A 20,362-nucleotide genomic window follows, 5' to 3' on the forward strand; every position below is an offset into this window, starting at 1 on the left:
AAGAACATCGTCACCTGGTGACGGTGCGGGAAGACCGGGCGTGACGGACCACTCCTGACGGTCTCTGTCTCGTCCCCTCGAAGGCTGAAAAGTCACGTCCGGTCGACGGAGGATGCGCGGCCCTGCAGGCTGCGCATCCTCTTTTTTGTTGGCAGCGTTCGATCGTGATGACGCTATTTTTACATACGTTCATGAATGTATATTGATGTTGCCGGGATGTTTCGGCGAGATTACCGTCCGCATGTCTCTCGGATGGGTTGAGTCTCGGCTTCCCGAACTCGCGTGACGGAGCGGAACTCGCCGCGGGAGACTCCGTCTCTATAGTCCTTGATGCAGGTTCTCACGGCCCCCGACGGGCCTGACTCCGACAATCCGGATGCAGGCGGTCGTGACGGTGGGGCGGGAGGAGGGGAAGTGAAGCAGGTTCTTCTCGGTGGGGCGGCGCTGGCCGCCATGGGGCTGGCCGGCGCGATGCCGGCAGCGGCGGCCGACACGAATGTGACCTCGGGTCTTCAGCTGAAGATCAGCGGCTTCATCGGCTTCCAGTCGACTTTGGTGCTCAGCGACAGCCAGCACAGCAGCCTCGACCGCGACTACGACTTCCAGACCAACGCGCGGGTGATCTTCGACGTCAAGAACGTCACCGATTCCGGCCTGGAATACGGCGGCCGCATCCGCTTCGATTCGGTCAACCGCCGCGACGACGTCAACGTCACGCGCGTCTACACCTATCTCAAGGGCGCCTTCGGCACCCTGACCTTCGGCGACGCGCCGACCGTCGCCGACGACATCGGCTATGTCTATGTCCATGACGATCTGGTCGGCGCCATGGGCGCCGGCGCCATGGATTTCGGCGAGCTTCTGGACGGCGACTTCCCGCTGGGCGGCGGCAACTTCTATTCGATCAACGCCACCTATCTCGCCGGGCTGACCAACCAGGACACCCGGATCAAATACACCTCGCCGACCATCAACGGCTTCAGCTTCGCCGTCGACTTCACCCCGGTGGTCGGCGGCGCGGACCATGCCGGCAATGGCGGCCGCAACGACCTGTTCGACGATGACGAGACCTATTACGAGAACGTCGTCACCGGCGGCGTGAACTACCAGGAGACGTTCGGCGACTGGTCGGTCCGGGCGGCGGGCACGGCCGCCTATGGCCACGGCATCCAGACCTCGGCCTCCGGCGCCAACCCGCACGGCAATGATCTCGAGGTCTACACGCTGGGCGGCCAGGTCGGGTACCAGGACTTCCATGCCAGCGTGAACTGGACCCACAATGAGAGCATCGCCGTCGCCGACAAGCCGGTCGACACCGTCATCGGCGACCTCAGCTACCAGACCGGCCCGTTCCTGGCGTCGCTGTCCTACGCCTATACTTGGTCCGACAAGGGCAACGGCCTGGACTCGTCCTTCGGCAGCGGCGAGGATCTGAAGGACAACCACATCGTCGGCGCCAACGTCACCTACACGCTGGCCCCCGGCCTCAACACCTATGCCGAAGTGATCTACGAGAAGCAGAACTTCCGCGAGGGCCAGGATTTCGAGAACGCCAACCTGATCACCGGCGTTATCCTCGGCTTCTGAGCGTCCTCCAGCCTTTATCAGGAGTAGGTTGGGTTCGCCTTTGCGAACCCAACATGGTTCGGGCTGTACGATGTTGGGTTCGCTTGTCGCGAACCCAACCTACGCCGGACGTACAGCTGTCCGCATCCCCGATTCAGGTTGCGAGCGGAATGTGCGGCGCGGCCGTCCGCGGCAGCAGGCCGGTCAGGCGCGGGTCGGGCCTGCGCGCCACCCGTTGCGCATAGGGCACGAAGCCGGCGCGCTGGTAGTGCGCCAGCGCCTTCGGATGGTCGAGGGTGCAGGTGTCGACCGTCATCCGCCGGATCGGCCGCGCCCAGGCGAGGTCGATCAGCGACCACAGCAGGAACGGCCCCAGCCGGCGGCCGATGAATTCGGGGATCAGCCCGAAATAGGCCAGGTCGGTGGCGTCGCCGCCGGCCTGGAACAGCTCGCCGAAGCCGGCCGGCACGCCGTCGACATAGAGCACGGTGACGCCGGTGCGCTCGTCGTTCAGCCGCTCGGCCAGCCGGTCGTCGTCCCATTCCCGACGGTCGGTCCACAGCCAGTTGGCGCCGACCGTGTCGTAGAGATAGCGGTAGAAGGACACGGTCGCCGGCTCGGCCCGCATCAAGAGGTGCCGGGCCAAAGGCGGGGGCGGGGGCGTGCGCGCCGGCCTGGCCGTCATCTCCAGCTGGGTGACGGTGATCGTCAGCTCCGGCACGGAAGCGGCGTTCACGGCCGCCTCCGGGCCGGGCCGGTCTCGACCGGCGTGTTCCCTGGCATGCCCCATTCGGCCCAGGATCCGTCATAGACCGCCGCATCCTCCCGCCCGATCCGGTGCAGGCCCAGGGCCAGGACGCAGGCGGTGATGCCGCTGCCGCAGCTCGCCGTCACCGGACCGCTCTCCGGCAGGCCGGCGGCGGCGAAGCGCGCGGCGATCGCCTCGGGCGGCAGCAGGGTCTTGGTCGCCGGGTCCAGCAGCTCGCCGAAGGGCAGGTTCAGCGCGCCCGGGATGTGGCCGCCGCGCAGGCCCGGCCGGGGCTCCGGCGCCGTGCCCTCGAAGCGCTCGCGCGCCCGGGCGTCGATCACGGTGCCCACCGTGCCGGCCAGCACTTCGGCCTTGCTGCGCACCAGCGCCGGCCGCGGATGCGGGGTGAAGCGCGCCGGGGCGGGGGTGGGCGCGCCGCTCGCGAGCGGCCGGCCCTCGGCCTTCCAGGCCGGCAGCCCGCCATCCAGCACCGCCACGCCGTCATGGCCGAAGGCGCGCAGCATCCACCAGGCGCGGGCCGCGCTCATCAGCCCGTGCACGTCGTAGCAGACGACGAAGCTGTCATTGCCGATGCCCAGCGCCGCCATCCGCTCGGCGAACAGCCCGGGCGGCGGCAACATGTGCGGCAGGCCGCCCGGCGCCTTGCTCTCCGGCGCCGCGATGTCGTCGACGTCGAACAGCACCGCGCCCGGGATGTGGGCCTCGGCGAATTCCGCCGCGGCGTCGCGGTTGGTGCCCGGCAGATGGTAGGTGGCGTCGACGATGCGGACGTCCGGGTCGTCGAGATGCTCGGCCAGCCAGGAGGTCGTGACGATGGTGTTCATGCTTCGCCTGCGAAGGTGATGACGACCCGGCGGTTCTGCTTGCCCTTGTTCTCGATCTTGGCGATCGCCAGGGCGCCGATCTCCGCCGTGTTGCGGACATGGGTGCCGCCGCAAGGCTGCAGGTCGACGTCGCCGATCCGCACCAGCCGCACCCGGCCGAGGCCGCTCGGCGGCTTCACCGACATCGTCCGCACCAGCTCCGGCCGCGCCGCCATCTCCTCGTCGGTGATCCATTCGGTCCCGATCGGCAGGGCGGCCGCGACCAGCTCGTTCAGCCGGGCGGTGATCGCCGCGGCGTCCAGCGCGTCGCCCGGCAGGTTGAAGTCGAGCCGGCTGCGCTCGGCGCCGATCTGGCCGCCGGTGACGTCGCCGGGCACGGCGACGCACAGCAGGTGCAGGGCGGTGTGCATGCGCATGTGGCGGTAGCGCCGCTCCCAGTCCAGCGCCAGCTCGACCGGTGTGCCGGGGGCGGGCAGGGCGGCGCCGTCCGCCGCGACATGGCGGATCTCGTCCGGGGTCGCGCCCTTGCGGGTGTCGGCCACCGTCGCCTCGCCGCCGGCCCAGCGGATCGCACCGCTGTCGCCCGGCTGGCCGCCGGCGGTGGCGTAGAACACGGTCCGGTCCAGGACGATGCCCTCCGGCGCCGCGTCGACCACCAGGGCGGTCGCACCGCGGGCATAGGCGTCGTCGCGGAACAGCAATTCGGTCATGCGCTGGTCTCCAGCCAGTCGGGTTCCGGCAGTCCCTTCTCGCGCAGGAACTCCGGGTTGTAGAGCTTGGACTGATAGCGGCTGCCGTGGTCGGCCAGGATGGTGACGATGGTGTGGCCCGGCCCCATCCGCCGCGCCATCTGCACCGCGCCGGCCAGGTTGATGCCGGTCGACCCGCCGAGCAGCAGCCCCTCGTCCCGGGCCAGGCCGAACAGGACCTGCAGCGCCTCCTCGTCGGTCGCCTGCTGCGCCCAGTCGAGCGGCATGTCCTCGAGGTTCTTCGTGACCCGGCCCTGGCCGATGCCCTCGGTGATCGAGCTGCCCTCGGCCTTCAGCTCGCCATGCTCGTACCAGTTGTACAGCGCCGCCCCCAGCGGGTCGGTCAGGGCGATCTGCACCTTCGGGTTCCGCTCCTTCAGCGCCAGGGCAACGCCGGCCAGCGTGCCGCCGGTGCCGACGGCGCAGGTGAAGCCGTCGACGGTGCCGCCGGTCTGCTGCCAGATCTCCGGCCCGGTGGTCTGGTAATGGCCGTCGCGGTTGGCGACATTGTCGAACTGGTTGGCCCAGATCGCGCCGTTCGGCTCGGTCTGCGCCAGCTCGGCGGCCAGGCGCCCGGAATAGTGGACGTAGTTGTTCGGATCCTTGTAGGGCACGGCGTCGACCTCGACCAGCCGGGCGCCGGCCAGGCGGATCGCATCCTTCTTCTCCTGGCTCTGGGTCCGCGGCAGCACGATGACGCTGCGGTAGCCCAGCGCCCGGCCGACCAGGGCCAGGCCGATGCCGGTGTTGCCGGCCGTGCCTTCGACGATGGTGCCGCCCGGCTTCAGCGTGCCGCGCGCCTCGGCGTCGCGGATGATCGCCAGCGCCGCCCGGTCCTTGACAGAGCCGCCGGGGTTCAGGAACTCCGCCTTGCCCAGGATCTCGCAGCCGGTCTCCTCCGACAGGCGGGCGAGGCGGATCAGCGGCGTGTTGCCGATCGCGCCGACGAAACCGTCGACGATCCGGCGGGAAGGCGTGTCGCTCATGCTCGGTCCCAATTCTCGGTCCAGGCGTCATCGGAGACCTTAGAGGGCGCTATTGGCCGCTTCAAGCGGTGCCCGGCGGCGGCGCCCAACGGCGGCGCAACGACTCCCGGTTCAGCGCGAACCATTGCAGCGCGATCAGGGTGATGGCGTTCTGGATCCGGCCCTCCGTCAGGAGCGCCAGCGCTTCGTCCGCCGCCATCGGCAGGATGCGGATGTCCTCCTGCTCGGTCGCCAGCCCGTGCAGGCTGCCTTCGGCCGGTGCCGCGACCCGGCCGCAGAACAGGCTGACCCATTCGTTGAAGCCGCCGGGGCTGGTGGCGAACTCGCCGACCGGCAGCAGCTCGGCGACGGCGAGGCCGGTCTCCTCCTGCGTCTCGCGGACGGCGGAATGCTCCTTCGACTCGCCGGCGTCGATCAGCCCGGCCGGGATCTCGACCATCCAGCCCGGCCGGTCGGCGATCCAGGCGCCCAGCCGGAACTGCTCCAGCAGCACCACCCGGTCGGCGACCGGGTCGTACGGCAGCAGGGCGGCGGCCGGGCGGCGCAGCACCAGCTCGCGCGCCAGCGGCCCGGTCCAGCCGCCGTCGAAGCGGCGGTGGCGCAGCTGCAGCCGGTCCAGCCGGAAAAAGCCGGCATACTCCGTCCGCCGTTCGATCAGCTCGACATCGGCGTCATTGTCGAAGGCCACTCTCGCTCACTCCTGCGCGACGGGAACGGCGGACGATAGCGAGGCCGCTGCCCGGGCGCCACGGCGCTCCAAGCCGCAGGACCGGATTAAGGTTTGACGCCCCGCCGTCACGATCGCGATACTTCCAATCGGACCCGGCGGGTTGCGATGTCGCGGACGAACGCTTCGCCGTCGCCAGGGGAAACAACGGGATGGCCCACGGGCCGTCTAATGGCCTTGTTGCGGGCCGAGGCTTCAGAAACGCAAGAAAGCGTCGCCCCACAGGGTGGTTCCAAGCGTCTCGACAGGGAGAGCCTGATGGATATCAAGGATCTGGGTAAGGTTCACGTCGCGATTCCGAAGCTGGCCGAGGATCTGCGCGACGGGAGGCTCGACCGACGCGAGTTCCTGCGCACCTCGGTGTTGCTCGGCCTGGCAATTCCGACCGCGTATTCCGTGGCCTCGATGGTGACCGGCGAGCCGATCATGCCGCAGGCCCTGGCGCAGGAGACGCCGCGCAAGGGCGGCACGCTGCGGGTCGGCATCTTCGTCATGGATGCCAGCGACCCGGCGATCTACGACTGGTCGGAGAAGGGCAATTCCGCGCGGCAGCTGATCGAGCCGCTGGTGCGGGTCGGCACCGACAACCTGTCGCATCCCCATCTCGCCGAGAAGTGGACGGCGAATGACGATGTCACGGTCTGGACGCTGTCACTCCGCCAGGGGGTGAAGTGGAGCAACGGCGACGCGTTCAACGCCGATGACGTGATCGCCACCTTCACCCGCTGGCTCGACAGCAAGACCGGCTCCTCCAACCAGGGCCGGTTCAGCGGCCTGACGGTGAAGGAGGGCGAGACCGTCAAGATGGCGCCGAACGCGCTGGAGCGCGTCGACGACCACACGGTGCGCTTCCACTTCGCCAGCGCCATGCTCTCCTTCCCCGAGAGCCTGGGCGACTATCCGGCGCTGATCACCCATCGCGACTTCGCCACCAAGCACGAAGCCAACCTGATCAAGAACCCGATCGGCACCGGCCCCTTCAACCTGAAGGAATACGCGGTCGGCCAGCGCGCGGTGTACACCAAGAAGGCCGATTACTGGGGCGGCGAGCCCTATGTCGACGAGCTGCAGTTCATCGATCTCGGCGCCGACCCGGCGGCGGAGTTGGCGGCCCTGTCCTCCGGCCAGGTCGACCTGCTGTACAAGCTCGATCCCAACCTGCTGCCCGGCTACCAGGCCAACCCGCAGTTCAAGATCTACGACAAGGAGACCGCGATCACCGGCGTCGCCCGCATGCGGGTGACCGAGAAGCCGTTCGACGACAAGCGGGTGCGCCAGGCGATCCAGGCCTGCGTCGATCACGACAAGCTGACGCAGCTGGCCTATCAGGGGCTGGGCACGCCGGGCGAGGACTTCCACGTCGCGCCGATCCATCCCGAATACACCCATCTCGGCGCGGTGCCGCAGGACTACGAGAAGGCCAAGAAGCTGCTGGCCGATGCCGGCCATCCGAATGGCCTCGAGATCGAGATCAACTGCGTCGACGACCCGAAATGGGAAGGCCAGATCGGCGTGGTGCTGTCCGAGATGGTGAAGCCGGCCGGCATCACCATGAAGGTCAACATCCTGCCCGGCGGCACCTATTGGGACCGCTGGACCTCCTGGCCGTTCAGCGTGACGCAGTGGACCACCCGCCCGCTCGGCGTCCAGGTCCTCAGCCTGGCCTACCGCACCGGCGTGTCCTGGAACGAGACCGGCTACGCCAACCCCGAATTCGACAAGCTGCTCGACCAGGCCCAGGCCACGGTCGACGTGGCGAAGCGCAAGGAGCTGGTGAAGAAGCTCGAGCAGATCGTCCAGGAGGACGCCATCACCATCATCCCGTTCTGGTCGAAGATCTACACCGCCAGCACGGACAAGGTGCAGGGCTTCGCCTACCACTTCGCCCGCGAGATGTATTTCGAGAAGGTGTGGCTGTCGGCGTGAGGACGCACACCAGAGGCATCGGACGGGGGCGCGTCACGCGCCCCCGGGCCGGTAAGCGTGGGGAGGCGGTCTAGCGATGCTGATCTTCCTCGCCAAACGCGCCCTTTTCATGATCCTGACCATGCTGGCGGTGTCGCTGCTGGTCTTCCTCCTGCTGGAGGTCAACGGGTCGGCCGTGGCGGTGAAGGTCCTCGGCCCCTACAGCTCACAGGAACAGCGGACCCTGTGGCTCGAGGCGCATGGCTATTTCGCGCCCTGGTACGAGCGCTATCTCGGCTGGCTCGGCCGCATGGCCAGCGGCGATTTCGGCACCTCGCTGCGCTTCAAGACTCCGGTCGCCGACGTGCTCTGGCCCCGGCTGGGGAACACCGCGATCCTCGCCGGCTGCGTCTTCCTGATCATGGTGCCGGTCTCGGTCGTGCTCGGCGTGCTCGCCGGCATGCGCGAAGGCTCCGCCACCGACCGCTCGATCTCGGTGCTGTCGATCGTCACCACCTCGATCCCGGAATTCGCCTCGGCGACCTTCCTGTCCTTCCTGTTCGTGCTGGTCCTGAAATGGCTGCCGGGGACCAGCGGCATGAGCCAGGGCTTCGACGTCCTGCAGCTGGTGATGCCGGTCGCGGTGCTGGTGCTGTACGATTTCGGTTACGTCACCCGGATGATGCGCGCCTCGATGGCCGAGGTGATGCAGAGCCCGTACATCCGCACCGCGGTGCTGAAGGGCATCCCCTACAGGCGGGTGATCATGCGCCACGCCCTGCGCAACGCCCTGATCGCGCCCTTCACCGTGATCGTGCTGCAGATCAACTGGCTGTTGTCCGGCGTGATCGTGGTCGAGGCCTTCTTCGGTTACAAGGGCTTCGGCGCCCTGCTGCTCGAAGCCTCGCTGAACCAGGACATCTACCTGATCCAGGCCTGCGCCATGGTCTCGGTCTTCGTCGCCGTCGCGACCCAGACCATCGCCGATGTCGGCTACACCTACCTCAACCCGCGCATCCGCTTCACCTGAGGGGTCGGAATGGCCGAGATTTCGCTGCCGCCACCATCCTCGCTGAGCCGCAATCCGATCTTCCGCGCGCTGCGCTCGGTGCTGCTGCTGCGTGAAAGCTGGGTCGGGCTGATCGGCGTCCTGATCGTGCTGTTCTGGGTCATCCTGGCGATCCTGGCGCCGGTGGTCGCGCCGTTCCCACCGAACCAGAACCTGCTGCCGTTCAAGCCGCCCGGCACCGTGGCGCCGGATGGCGGGGTGTTCTGGCTGGGCACCGACCAGCTCGGCCGCGACATCCTCAGCCGGGTGATCTGGGGCGCGCGCCGGGTGCTGATCTACGCCCCGCTGGCCACCGCCTGCGCCTATGCGCTCGGCGTCACCATGGGGCTCCTGGCCGGCTACAAGCGCGGCCTGTGGGACGATGTGCTCAGCCGGATCGGCGACATCATCCTGTCCTTCCCGATCCTGGTGCTCTACGTCGTCATCATCACCACCTTCGGCCCGTCCGGCATCAACATCGTGCTGGCGGTCACCTGCGCCAGCGCCCCCGGCATCATGCGCATCGTCCGCGGCCTGACCCTGGACCTGCGCAACCGCGACTACGTCGCCGCGGCGCAGACCCGGGGCGAATCCTCGCTCTACATCATGTTCGTCGAGATCCTGCCGAACGCGCGCGGGCCGCTGATCGTCGATGCCTGCCTGCGGCTCGGCTACACCATCATCACCATCGGCGTGCTCGGCTTCCTCGGCCTCGGCCTGCCGCCGCCGGACCCGGACTGGGGCGGCATGGTCAACGAGACCCGCGCCATGGCCGCCTTCGCGCCCTGGATGACGGTCTTCCCCTGCATCGCCATCTCCTCGCTCGTCCTCGGCCTGAACCTGCTGGCCGACGGGTTGCGCGAGATTTCCCTGAAGGATTGAGGCGATGACGGTCGAGCTGATCCCGCCGCGCGACGCCACGACCCCGATCCTGGAGATCGACCGGCTGTCGATCTCCTACCTCACCCGCGCCGCCGAGATCCCGGCGGTGGTCGATTTCTCGCTCACCGTCCGGCCCGGCGAATGCGTCGGGCTGGTGGGCGAGAGCGGCTGCGGCAAGTCGACCGTGGCGATGGCGATCATGCGCTATCTCGGCCGCAACGGCCGGATCGCCGGCGGCACCATGAAGTTCCGCGGCCGCGACCTGATGGCGATGTCGGAGGAGGAGCTGCGGCGGATCCGCGGCGCCGAGATCGCCATGGTCTATCAGGAGCCGATGGCGGCGCTGAACCCGGCGCTGCGGATCGGCGACCAGCTGGCCGAGGTGCCGCTGTGCCACGAGCCCGGCTGCACCCGCGAGCAGGCGCTGGTGCGGGCGCGCGACATGCTGGCCCGGGTCCGGCTGGGCGACCCCGAGCGGGTGCTGCAGGCCTATCCGCACCAGATCTCGGGCGGCCAGCAGCAGCGCGTGGTCATCGCCATGGCGCTGCTGTCCAACCCGTCGCTGCTGCTGCTGGACGAGCCGACCACGGCGCTCGACGTCACGGTCGAGGCCGGCATCGTCGACCTGATCGCCGAGCTCGGCCGGACGCTCGGCACCGCCATGCTCTACATCAGCCACAATCTCGGGCTGATCCGCGAGACCTGCGACCGGGTCTGCGTCATGTATGCCGGCCAGGCGGTGGAGGAGGGGACGATCGACCAGATCTTCGCCGCCCCGCGCCACCCCTACACCCAGGGCCTGTTCGGCTGCATCCCGACCCCCGGGCGGGACAAGACCAGCCGGCCGCTGGTGCCGATCCGCGGCCAGCTGCCGCTGCCGCAGAACCGGCCGCAGGGCTGCTGGTTCGGGCCGCGCTGCGACCATTTCGAGGCCGGCCGCTGCGACGCGGCGCCGGTGCCGATGCTGCCGGCCAGCGAGACCCGCGGAGTGCGCTGCCTGCGCTGGGAGGAGATCGAGGCGCTGCCGCCGGTCCCGGCGCCGGTCGAGGCCCTGCCCGTCGTCGTCGCCGTCGCGAACGACCTGCCGGTGCTGCAGGTCGCGGCGATGCGCAAGCACTACCCGATCTACGACAGCTCGATCGCCGCCCTGTTCGGCAGCGACCGCACCCGCTACGTCCGCGCCAATGAGGCGATCAGCTTCGAGGCCCGCGGCGGCCAGACCGTAGCCATCGTCGGCGAGAGCGGCTGCGGCAAGTCGACCTTCGCCCGGGTGCTGATGGGGCTGGAGACGGCGACCGACGGCAGCGTCTCGTTCCGCGGCACCGATATCGGCCGCAAGCCGGTGCAGCGGCGCGACGCCAAGCTTTTGTCCTCGCTGCAGATGGTGTTCCAGAACCCGAACGACACGCTGAACCCCAGCATGAGCGTGGGCCAGCAGATCGGCCGGGTGATCCGCAAGTTCGGCGTCAAGAAGGGCCGGCGCAACGTCGAGGCGGAGGTGCTGCGCCTGCTCGACCTTGTCAAGCTGCCGCACGCCTTCATCGACCGCAAGCCGCGCCAGCTCTCCGGCGGGCAGAAGCAGCGCGTCGGCATCGCCCGCGCCTTTGCCGGCGCCCCGGCCATGGTGGTGGCGGACGAGCCGGTCTCGGCCCTCGACGTCTCGGTCCAGGCCGCGGTCACCGGCCTGCTGGTCGACATCCAGCGCCGCTCCGGCACCACGCTGCTGTTCATCAGCCACGATCTCGGCGTGGTCCGCTACCTGGCCGACCGGGTGGTGGTGATGTATCTCGGCCAGATCATGGAGCAGGGGACGACCGACGCCGTCTTCCAGCCGCCATACCACCCCTACACCGAGGCGCTGCTCGCCGCGGTGCCGGTCGCCGACCCGACGATCGAGAAGAAGCGCATCATCCTGGAAGGACCGCTGCCCAGCCCGCTCGACCCACCGCTGGGCTGCCCGTTCCACACCCGCTGCCCGCGCAAGCTCGGCGGCATCTGCGAAACCGAGGCGCCGCCCGAGCGCGCCGGCACCGACGGCCACCTCATCCGCTGCCACATTCCGCTGCCGGACCTGGCGGCGGTGGAACCTGTCCTGGGGCGCGCGGGTTAGACGTCCCGGTGTAGATCGCCTTATGCGGGTATTGCGGCCGGGTTTCTCGCGACATACTATAGTATGAGGCGGGCCGGGTTCGACACTGCGGCATTTGGGGGACCGCACCAGATCGATCGTTCGCGATCGCATTCGGTGTCGGGCCGAGGCCCGCAGGAGGAAATAACAGTATGGCCATCCGCGGCTCGGACCGACAGCGCCGGCGCAAGACCATCAGCGAAGATGGCCCGGATCCGGTGGATGTCCATGTCGGGACCCGACTGCGCCAGCGCCGCACTCTCATGGGGATGAGCCAGGAGAAGCTGGCTGCGGCCTTCGGCGTGTCGTTCCAGCAGATCCAGAAATACGAGCGCGGCGCCAACCGCGTCAGCGCCAGCCGGCTGCACCAGTTGACGCGCATCCTCAACGTGCCGGTCGGCTACTTCTTCGAAGGCATGACCGACGTCCCGCAGAACGGCTCCGCCCATCCGGCGCATGACAACGAGATGGTGGCGAGCCGCGAGACGCTGGAGCTGGTGCGGGCCTATTACCGGATCGAGGATCCGACGGTCCGCCGCCGCCTGGTCGACCTGCTGCGCTCGCTCGGGCCGGAGGCGGCGTCCGAGCACTGAGGCGAAGCGCCCGGGCCGCGTTTCAGGCTGGCGTCGCGGCCGGGGCGGGGCTACATCAGCCCTGTTCCGATACAGCCGAGGCTCGCCCGTGTCGCTTCCCTTCGTCGACCTCAAGCAGCAATACGCCCGCCTGAAGCCCCTGATCGATGCCCGCATCCATGCGGTGCTCGACCATGGCCAATACATCCTGGGGCCGGAGGTGGCGGAGCTGGAAGGCGAGCTGGCGCAGCGGGCCGGCGCCCGCCACTGCCTGACGGTGGCCAGCGGCACCGACGCGCTGATCATGCCGCTGATGGCGCGGGGCATCGGCCCGGGCGACGCCGTCTTCGTGCCGGCCTTCACCTTCACCGCGACGGCGGAGGCGATCCTGCTGCTCGGCGCGTCGCCGGTCTTCGTCGATGTCGATCCCGCGACCTATCTGGTCGACCTGGCCGATCTCGAGCGCCGCGTCGCCGCGACCAAGGCGGCCGGCAGGCTGGCGCCGAAGGCGGTGATCGCGGTCGACCTGTTCGGCCTGCCGGTCGACTATCCCAAGCTGCAGGCGATCGCCGACGCGCATGGCCTGTTCGTGATCGACGACGCGGCGCAGAGCTTCGGCGGCGCCTTCCACGGCCGCCCGGTCGGGTCGCTGGCGCCGGTCACCGCCACCAGCTTCTACCCGGCCAAGCCGCTCGGCTGCTACGGCGACGGCGGCGCCATCTTCACCGATGACGACGATCTGGCCGAGATCCTCAAATCGATCCGCGTGCATGGCGAGGGCAAGAGCCGCTACGACACCGTCCGGGTCGGCCTCAACGCCCGCTTCGACACCATCCAGGCGGCGGTGCTGCTGGCCAAGCTGCCGAGTTTTTCCGACGAGCTGGAGGCCCGCGACCGGCTGGCCCGGCACTATTCGGCCCGGCTGTCCAACCGCATCCAGACCCCGGTGATGCCGGACGGGCTGATCTGCGCCTGGGCGCAATACACCATCCGTGTGGCGGACCGCGACGCGGTGCGGGCGAAGCTGGGCGAGGCCGGGGTCCCGACCGCGATCTACTACCCGACGCCGATGCACCTGGCCGAAGCCTACCGCGCCCATGGCGAGGGCGAGGGCTCGCTGCCGGTCAGCGAGGCGCTGAGCCGCGAGGTGCTGAGCCTGCCGATGCACCCCTTCCTGTCCGACGCCGACGCCGACCGTGTCTGCGACGCGGTGATCGCGGCGGTCGGGTAGGGCTCAGCGCGTGGCCACCGCCACCGCGGCACCGGCCATCACCGCGCCGGTGCCGCGGTTGATCGCCCTGAGCGCCCGCGGCGACCGGAACATCCGGCGGGCGCGCAGGGCCAGCACGACATACAGCGCCAGCACCGCGCCGTAGACCACGACCAGCGTGGCGGCGAGCTCGGCGAAGCCGATCCAGGTCAGCCGCGGCAGGTCGATGATGGTCGGCAGCAGCGCCAGGTAGAACAGCGTCGTCTTCGGGTTGCCGAGGCAGACCGAGATGCCGGCCAGGAACAGCCGCACACCTTCGCCGCGCACCGGCTGCGCCTCGACCGGAGCCGCGGCCGGGGCGGTCCACAGCTTCCAGGCGAGATACAGCAGATAGGCGGCGCCGGCGTATTTGATCACGACGAAGACCGGCTGCATCGTCGCCGCCACCATGGCGAGGCCGAGCGCGGTGGCGCCGAGCCACATCAGGTCGCCGGCCATCAGCCCGGCGCAGAAGGCCGGCGCTCCGCGGCTGCCGCGGCCGAGCACGCGGGCCACCAGCGCGGCGGTGGTCGGGCCCGGCACGGCGCAGGCGACGCCGAGCGTGACGGCATAGATCAGCAGCGTCGACAGTTCCATCGGCTCACCTTCGCGAGTCAGGCGTAGAAACATTAAGAAATATATTATGCCAGGGGAAATTCATCCTGTCTCGCACATCGTTGAAATCACTCGGTGTTTGAAGAATTTCCAATTGTTTCCGGCATCTGTAATGAGTGTGGTGGGAATTTTGACGTTCCGTTATTGCCTGTTCAAGCGCAATATCGGCGCCGAAAAAGTGCGCGGCCAGTCTAATCCAGGGATCATCCTGGTTTCATTCATGCATTCCTGGCCAGCCGAGATCATGTCTTTGTCGAGCCTGTTCCACCCCACCGCCATCATTGCGGCCGGCGCCGAGATCGGCCCGGGCACCCGCGTCGGGCCCTATGCCGTCATCGGCGCGGACGTGCGGCTCGGGTGCGACAACGTCGTCGGCCCCCATGCCGTGGTCGAGGGCGACACCGAGATCGGCGATCGCAATCACATCTTCCAGTTCGCCTCGGTCGGGGCGCCGCCGCAGGATCTGAAATGGGGCGGCGGCAACAGCCGGCTGCGGATCGGCAACGACAATGTGTTCCGCGAGCACGTCACCATCCATTCCGGCGCCGCGCGGCCGCTCGGGACGACCAGCATCGGCGACGGCAACCTGTTCATGGTCAACTCCCATGTCGGCCATGACTGCCGCATCGGCAACCACACACGCTTCGTCAACGGTGCGGGGATCGCCGGCTATTGCGAGGTCGACGACCACGCTTTTCTCAGCGGTGTGGTCGCGGTCCATCAATTCACCCGGATCGGCACCCTCGCCTTCGTCGCGGCCGGCGCCATGGTGTCCCAGGACGTGCCGCCCTTCTGCCTGGCGCAGGGCGACCGGGCCCGGCTGGTGTCGCTGAACGAGGTCGGGCTGCGCCGCAACGGCTTCATCGAGGCGGATGTGCTGATGCTGCGCAAGGTGTTCCGCCTGCTGTTCCGCGGCGACGGCAGCAAGGCCGAGCGGATGGCGGCGGTGCATCATGCCTATGCCGGCCGCCTCGGGGTCGATCTGCTGCTGCGCTTCCTGTCGGACACCAAGCGCGGCCTGGCAGCGGCCTGAGCGGCCGGGACGCGGCACCGGCCGCCAACGCAATGATGTGTAACAATTTTTGAGTTCCGCGCTGGCGCCGCGGGCGGCAGGATCGCCAACGTGCCGGGCTGACCGGCGTCCTCCGTTGGGAATCCGCATGACGTCGCCCTTGATCCACCATACCGCGATCATCGAGCCGGGCGCCGAGATCGGCGAGGGCACCCGCATCGGCGCCTATGCCGTGATCGGGCCGAAGGTCCGGCTGGGCCGCGACTGCATCGTCGGGCCGCATGCGGTGATCGAGGGGCGGACCGAGATCGGCGACCGCAACCAGATCTTCCAATTCGCCTCGGTCGGCGCGCCGCCGCAGGACCTGAAGTGGAAGGGCGAGGACACCCGGCTGGTCATCGGCCACGACAACATCATCCGCGAATACGTCACCATCCAGCCGGGCGTCGGCGTCTCCGGCGGGCTGACCGAGGTCGGCGACGGCAACCTGTTCATGGCCTGCTCGCACATCGCCCATGACTGCCGCATCGGCAACCGCGCCCAGTTCGCCAACGCCGCGACCCTGGCCGGCCATGTCGAGGTCGGCGACCACGTCCATGTCAGCGGCCTGGCCGGGGTGCACCAGTTCACCCGCATCGGCGCCCACGCCTTCGTCGCCGCCGGGGCCATGGTGGCGCAGGACGTGCCGCCCTTCTGCCTGGTCCAGGGCGACCGGGCGCGGCTGGTGTCGCTGAACGAGGTCGGCCTGCGCCGGCACGGCTTCACCGAGCCGGAGGTGCTGGCCCTGCGCCGCGTGTTCCGCACGCTGTTCCGCGGCACCGGCGGGAAGGCGGAGCGGGTGGCCCGGGTCCGCCGCGACCATGCCGCAGACAAGGGCGTGGCCGAGCTGCTGGAGTTCCTGTCCGACACCAGGCGCGGGCTGGTCGCGGCCTGACGGCAACGGTCCGGCCCTTCGGCGCGTTGCTGACTCGAAGCCGCTCTTCGAGGAGAACGCCATGACCGCCTTGAGTCCGATCCAGGCCGGCATCACCGTCGACGCGCCGCCGGAGCGTGCCTTCGAGGCCTTCACCGCCGAGCTCGGGCGGTGGTGGCCGCTTGCCTACACCTACGCCCAGGCCGAGCTCGACACCGCCGTGATCGAGCCGAAGCCCGGCGGCCTGTGGTTCGAGCGTGACCGCGCCGGCCAGGAGACCGCCTGGGGCGAGGTCCGCGCCTATGAGCCGCCGTCCCGGCTGGTGTTGTCCTTCGCTGTCAGCCCGGACCGGGCGCCGGAGCCGGAGGAGCGGGCCAGCGAGGTCGAGATCCATTTTCTGGCGGAGGGCAGCGGCACCCGGATCGAGCTCGAGCATCGCGATTTCGAGCGCCATGGCGACGGGGCAGGGCGGCTGCGCGAGGGCATGGCCTCGCCCGGCGGCTGGCCGCTGATCCTCGCCGACTTCGCCCGATACCTGCGGGGCTGACGGCGGCGCCAAGGCCAGGGGCGCCGCTTGCGGGACCTCTTCCCAGCGCCCATCCCCTCGCCGTCATTGCGAGGAGGCGAAGCCGACGAAGCAATCCAGGGGCCGGTGCGTGCGGCCCTGGATTGCTTCGCTGCGCTCGCAATGACGGTGTTTTGGAATTCTACAAAGGTCCCTTAAGCGGGAGAGGCAATGCACTCTGGCCTTTGAGTTTGGTCTACTCCACCGGCATCTCCGTCTCGATCCAATCGGTCAGCGAATCGTGCTTCGGCGCCCAGCCCAGTTCCGCCCGGGCCCGCTTGCCGCGCACCCGGCTGTTCGAGCCCAGCGAGTACACGGCATGGCCGAAGCCCAGCGCGGCGATGGCGTCGTCAACCGGCCAGGGCTGCGGCGCGCCGAGGCCGAGCCGCCGGGCGATCGCCGCCGTAGCCTCGGCGAAGGAGGCCTCGCCATTCTCGACATAGGCGAAGGTGCCGGCCGGGGCGCGGGCCAGCGCCAGGACGTAGAGCTCCGCCACGTCGTCGACATGCACGTTCGACCAGATGTTGAGGCCGCGCCCGATATGGCGGACCACGCCGGTCTTCCGCGCTGCGGCGACCAGCGTCGGGATCTGCACGCTGTCGGCGTGCAGCCCGGGCCCGGTGCCGTAGATCAGGCTGTTGCACAGCACCACGGAGCGCACGCCGCGCCCGGCGGCGTCGACGATCAGCCGGTCGATCGCGACCCGCGCCGCCTTACCCGGCACCGGCTCGACCGGCGTGTCCTCGTCGTAGACACGGTCCGAGGCCCAGTCGCCGCGGGCGTCGTCGGCCACCACGCTGCTGCCGCTGGTGTGCAGGAACGGCTTGCCGCTGCCGGCGAGCGCGTCGAGCAGGGCCTCCACCGCCGCCCGGTCGTCGGAGCTGGCGGCGTTGACCACCGCATCGGCCGCCTTCGCCTCCCGCGCCAGCAGCGCCGTGTCCGACAGATCACCCGGCACCGGCTCGATGCCCAGCGCCTGCAGCCGCGCGGCCTTGTCCGGCGACCGCACCAGGCCGCGGATCCGGTGCCCGTCCTGCATCAGCCGCAGGGCGATGGCACCGCCGATATAGCCGCTGGCGCCGGTCAGGAAGATGGTCATGCCGATGTTCTCCGCTGTGTCGGACAGGAGATGGGGGCGGAATTCACGGCTGAAAAGTCGCTCATTCGTGAACAGAATTCACAAGTTTTGATCTGTCGCGCCGGATTGCCGTCGACGTTCTCAGAACTCCTCATACCGTCATTGCGAGCGCAGCGAAGCAATCCAGGGCCGCTTGCCGTGGCCCCTGGATTGCTTCGTCGGCTTCGCCTCCTCGCAATGACGGCAAGGGGTGGCTCTGATCCGCTACGACGTAATCCCGTCCAGATCGTCGTACAGCGCCTGGCTGTGGCGGTAGAGCCGGTCGAACACCGGCTGCATCCGGGCATAGCGCTCGGCCCATTCCGGATCGGGGGCGATCTCGGCGCCATAGCGGACGAACGCCCCGGCCGCGTCCTGCACCGTGGCGAAGCGGCCGGTGGCGGCGGCGACCATGGCGGCGCAGCCGACCACGCCGCACTCCGCCTCCTCCGGCACCAGGATCGACAGGCCGGTGGCGCTGGCCTTGATCTTCAGCCACAGCTCGGTCTTGGCGCCGCCGCCCGACGCGATCAGCCGGTCCAGCGGCCGGCCCGACGCCGCCTCCATCACCCGGATGTGGCGGGTGACGGCGAAGGCCACGCCCTCCAGCACCGCGCGGTGCAGCTCGGCCAGGCCGTGGCCGGCGCCGAGGCCGAAGAACTGCGCCCGGGCGTTGCGGTGGGCGCCCAGCCGCTCGCCCACCAGATAGGGCAGGAACAGCAGGCCGCCAGCACCCGGCGCGGCCTCGGCCGCCTTGGCGACGATCTCGGGATAGCCCAGCGCGCCCTCATGGAAGGCGCGGCGGGCCCAGCGCATGGCGTCGCCGCCGCTCTCCAGCAGCACGAACGGCCCCCAGCCGCCCTCGATCGTGGCGACGTTGCAGATCTCGGGGTCCAGCAGCGGCGCTTCGGTGATCAGGGTGATGATCGATGAGGTGCCGGTGACGTCGGAGACCAGCCCCGGCCGGCAGGCGCCCGAGCCCAACAGGGCCATCGGATAGTCGGCGCCGCCGACCAGCACCGGCGTGCCTTCCAGCAGGCCGGTCTCGGTCGCGGCGGCGGCGGTGACGCTGCCCAGGATCTCCAGCGGCGAGCGCAGCCGCGGCAGCTTGGCCGCGTCCAGCCCCAGCAGCGCGATCATGGCGGGCGACCAGTCGCGCGTCGCCGGGTTCATCAGGAAGCTGCAGGAGCCTTCCGTCGCCTCCATGGCGATCTCGCCGGTCAGGCGGAAATTGACGTAGTCCTTCGGCATCATCACCGCCGCCGCCCGGCGATAGGCCTCAGGGTCGTGGTCGCGGATCCAGGCCAGCTTGAAGCCCGGCCAGGCCGGTGTCGGCGGGTTGCCGCTCTCGGCCAGGTAGCTTGGGGGCGCATGGTCGCGCTCGAACGCCGCGACGAGGTCGAGCGTGCGCTTGTCGTTCCACAAGGGGACGGTGTCGCGGGTCAGGGCGCCGGTGTCGTCGACCAGCACCGTGCCGTGCATCTGGCCGCAGGCGCAGACCGCGGCGATGCGGCCGCGGGCGCCCTCGACCTGGTCCAGCACCGTCCGCACCGACTGCACGACGCCGGCCCACCAGTCCGCCGGCCGCTGCTCCGACCAGCCGAATTGCGGCACGATCTGCTCGTGCTCCTTGGCGGCGATGGCCAGGATGCGGCCACCGCCATCGACCAGCGCCGCCCGCGCGCTGCCGGTGCCGACATCGATCGAAAGGGCGAGGTCGCGGGTCATTTCGGCTCCGTGCGGCAGGCCTAATTCCGGCGCAGCCAGCGCGTGCCGTGCTGCAGCAGCACCGCGACCACGATGATGGCGCCCATCAGGACCTGCTGATGATAACCCGGGACGTTGGCCAGGTTCATGATGTTGCCAATCACGCCCATCACCATGGCGCCGAGCAGCGTGTTGACCGCGCCGCCGCGCCCGCCCATCAGGCTGGCGCCGCCGATCACCACCGCGGCGATCACCGCCAGTTCGGCCCCGACCCCGACCTGGGCCGAGCCGACCCCGGCCCGGGCGGTGGAGATGATGCCGGCCAGGGCGGCCAGCGCGCCGGAGATGACATAGACCGCGCAGACATAGCGCGGCACGGCGATGCCGGACAGGCGCACCGCCTCCTCATTCGAGCCGATGGCCCGGACGATGCGGCCGAACTTGGTGAAGCCCAGCACCACCCCGCCGACGATGAACACGGCGAACATCAGGAGTACCGGCTGCGGCACGCCGAACAGGAAGCCGGCGCCGAAATCGGTGAAGGCCTGGCCGCTGTCGCCCAGCAGGATCGGCTGGCCGTTCGAGATGATCAGCGACAGGCCGCGCGCCGCGGTCATCATCGCCAGCGTCATGACGAAGGCCGGCAGGCGCAGATAGGCGACCAGGATGCCGGTGACCAGGCCGCAGCCGGCGCCGGCCAGCACCACCAGCGCGGTCGACGCCTCCGGCGACCAGCTGGCGACGAGATAGGCCGACAGCACGCTGCCCAGCGCCGAGACCGAGCCGACCGACAGGTCGATGCCGCGGGTCAGGATCACCAGCAGCATGCCGACCGCCATGATCCCGGTGCCGGAGATCTGGCGCAGCACGTTCATGATGTTCCGCTCGGTCAGGAAGGCCGGCGACAGTAGATGCGCGCCGACGATCAGCAGCACGAAGATGCAGAAGGTGCCGTAGCGGTGGAACAGCTCACCGATATCGGTGCGGCTGCGCGGCTTGTCCGTCGTCCCGGCGGTCGTGGTGGTCAT

General features: G+C 69.4%; 19 protein-coding genes. 10 read left to right on the top strand and 9 right to left on the bottom strand.

Annotation, left to right across the window (positions count from 1 at the left end; genetic code table 11):
* Positions 1-414: 414 nt before the first annotated feature.
* Complete coding sequence (locus ACTOWL_RS02205; RefSeq protein ID WP_441319551.1) at positions 415-1,587, top strand: porin; 1,173 nt, start codon at positions 415-417, stop codon at positions 1,585-1,587.
* A 133-nt stretch (positions 1,588-1,720) separates the two neighbouring features.
* Here the strand turns inward: ACTOWL_RS02205 and ACTOWL_RS02210 are convergent, their stop codons facing one another.
* From ACTOWL_RS02210 to ACTOWL_RS02230, 5 genes are all read right to left on the bottom strand, one after another.
* A complete protein-coding gene (locus tag ACTOWL_RS02210; protein ID WP_441319552.1) occupies positions 1,721-2,302 on the bottom strand; it encodes a GNAT family N-acetyltransferase in 582 nt (193 codons plus the stop codon).
* On the bottom strand, positions 2,299-3,159 hold the full coding sequence (sseA, locus tag ACTOWL_RS02215) for a 3-mercaptopyruvate sulfurtransferase (protein ID WP_441319553.1): 861 nt from the start codon (positions 3,157-3,159) through the stop codon (positions 2,299-2,301). The genes ACTOWL_RS02210 and sseA overlap by 4 nt, the downstream gene beginning before the upstream one ends.
* Positions 3,156-3,869 carry an alanyl-tRNA editing protein gene (locus tag ACTOWL_RS02220; RefSeq protein ID WP_441319554.1) on the bottom strand — a complete coding sequence of 238 codons (714 nt, stop codon included), beginning with the start codon at positions 3,867-3,869 and terminating at the stop codon, positions 3,156-3,158. Before ACTOWL_RS02220 ends, sseA begins: the two co-directional genes overlap by 4 nt.
* On the bottom strand, positions 3,866-4,894 hold the full coding sequence (locus tag ACTOWL_RS02225) for a cysteine synthase A (protein WP_441319555.1): 1,029 nt from the start codon (positions 4,892-4,894) through the stop codon (positions 3,866-3,868). The genes ACTOWL_RS02220 and ACTOWL_RS02225 overlap by 4 nt, the downstream gene beginning before the upstream one ends.
* A gap of 61 nt (positions 4,895-4,955) precedes the next feature.
* Positions 4,956-5,582 (bottom strand): NUDIX domain-containing protein, encoded by a 627-nt coding sequence (locus tag ACTOWL_RS02230; RefSeq protein ID WP_441319556.1) that lies wholly within the window; start codon positions 5,580-5,582, stop codon positions 4,956-4,958.
* A gap of 297 nt (positions 5,583-5,879) precedes the next feature.
* Here ACTOWL_RS02230 and ACTOWL_RS02235 point away from each other — a divergent pair, with 297 nt between their 5' ends.
* The 6 genes from ACTOWL_RS02235 (at position 5,880) to ACTOWL_RS02260 (ending at position 13,387) form a co-directional block, all read left to right on the top strand.
* The gene (locus tag ACTOWL_RS02235) at positions 5,880-7,547 is read left to right on the top strand and encodes an ABC transporter substrate-binding protein (RefSeq protein WP_441319557.1); all 1,668 of its coding nucleotides are present in this window, start codon (positions 5,880-5,882) and stop codon (positions 7,545-7,547) included.
* Positions 7,548-7,623: 76 nt separating this feature from the next.
* The gene (locus ACTOWL_RS02240) at positions 7,624-8,556 is read left to right on the top strand and encodes an ABC transporter permease (protein ID WP_441319558.1); all 933 of its coding nucleotides are present in this window, start codon (positions 7,624-7,626) and stop codon (positions 8,554-8,556) included.
* 9 nt (positions 8,557-8,565) lie between these two features.
* On the top strand, positions 8,566-9,456 hold the full coding sequence (locus ACTOWL_RS02245; protein WP_441319559.1) for an ABC transporter permease: 891 nt from the start codon (positions 8,566-8,568) through the stop codon (positions 9,454-9,456).
* A 4-nt stretch (positions 9,457-9,460) separates the two neighbouring features.
* The gene (locus ACTOWL_RS02250; RefSeq protein ID WP_441319560.1) at positions 9,461-11,566 is read left to right on the top strand and encodes a dipeptide ABC transporter ATP-binding protein; all 2,106 of its coding nucleotides are present in this window, start codon (positions 9,461-9,463) and stop codon (positions 11,564-11,566) included.
* A 170-nt stretch (positions 11,567-11,736) separates the two neighbouring features.
* Positions 11,737-12,177 carry a helix-turn-helix domain-containing protein gene (locus ACTOWL_RS02255; RefSeq protein ID WP_441319561.1) on the top strand — a complete coding sequence of 147 codons (441 nt, stop codon included), beginning with the start codon at positions 11,737-11,739 and terminating at the stop codon, positions 12,175-12,177.
* Positions 12,178-12,265: 88 nt separating this feature from the next.
* Positions 12,266-13,387 carry a DegT/DnrJ/EryC1/StrS family aminotransferase gene (locus ACTOWL_RS02260; protein ID WP_441319562.1) on the top strand — a complete coding sequence of 374 codons (1,122 nt, stop codon included), beginning with the start codon at positions 12,266-12,268 and terminating at the stop codon, positions 13,385-13,387.
* Between the two features lie 3 nt (positions 13,388-13,390).
* Here the strand turns inward: ACTOWL_RS02260 and ACTOWL_RS02265 are convergent, their stop codons facing one another.
* Positions 13,391-14,002, bottom strand: coding sequence for a LysE family translocator (locus ACTOWL_RS02265; protein WP_441319563.1), 612 nt, complete (start codon positions 14,000-14,002; stop codon positions 13,391-13,393).
* Between the two features lie 262 nt (positions 14,003-14,264).
* Between ACTOWL_RS02265 and lpxA (ACTOWL_RS02270) the strand changes: the two genes are divergently transcribed.
* The 3 genes from lpxA (ACTOWL_RS02270) (at position 14,265) to ACTOWL_RS02280 (ending at position 16,492) form a co-directional block, all read left to right on the top strand.
* Positions 14,265-15,053: an acyl-ACP--UDP-N-acetylglucosamine O-acyltransferase gene (gene lpxA, locus ACTOWL_RS02270; RefSeq protein WP_441319564.1), complete on the top strand. Its 789-nt coding sequence runs from the start codon at positions 14,265-14,267 to the stop codon at positions 15,051-15,053.
* A 127-nt stretch (positions 15,054-15,180) separates the two neighbouring features.
* The gene (gene lpxA / locus ACTOWL_RS02275) at positions 15,181-15,966 is read left to right on the top strand and encodes an acyl-ACP--UDP-N-acetylglucosamine O-acyltransferase (RefSeq protein WP_441319565.1); all 786 of its coding nucleotides are present in this window, start codon (positions 15,181-15,183) and stop codon (positions 15,964-15,966) included.
* A gap of 61 nt (positions 15,967-16,027) precedes the next feature.
* A complete protein-coding gene (locus tag ACTOWL_RS02280) occupies positions 16,028-16,492 on the top strand; it encodes an SRPBCC family protein (RefSeq protein ID WP_441319566.1) in 465 nt (154 codons plus the stop codon).
* A 214-nt stretch (positions 16,493-16,706) separates the two neighbouring features.
* Here the strand turns inward: ACTOWL_RS02280 and ACTOWL_RS02285 are convergent, their stop codons facing one another.
* The 3 genes from ACTOWL_RS02285 to ACTOWL_RS02295 form a co-directional block, all read right to left on the bottom strand.
* Positions 16,707-17,609 (bottom strand): NAD-dependent epimerase/dehydratase family protein, encoded by a 903-nt coding sequence (locus ACTOWL_RS02285; protein ID WP_441319567.1) that lies wholly within the window; start codon positions 17,607-17,609, stop codon positions 16,707-16,709.
* Between the two features lie 243 nt (positions 17,610-17,852).
* Positions 17,853-19,355 carry a xylulokinase gene (locus tag ACTOWL_RS02290; protein ID WP_441319568.1) on the bottom strand — a complete coding sequence of 501 codons (1,503 nt, stop codon included), beginning with the start codon at positions 19,353-19,355 and terminating at the stop codon, positions 17,853-17,855.
* Between the two features lie 20 nt (positions 19,356-19,375).
* Positions 19,376-20,362 (bottom strand): ABC transporter permease, encoded by a 987-nt coding sequence (locus tag ACTOWL_RS02295; RefSeq protein ID WP_441319569.1) that lies wholly within the window; start codon positions 20,360-20,362, stop codon positions 19,376-19,378.

Source organism: Inquilinus sp. CA228, from assembly GCF_052078665.1.
Taxonomy (GTDB): domain Bacteria; phylum Pseudomonadota; class Alphaproteobacteria; order DSM-16000; family Inquilinaceae; genus Inquilinus.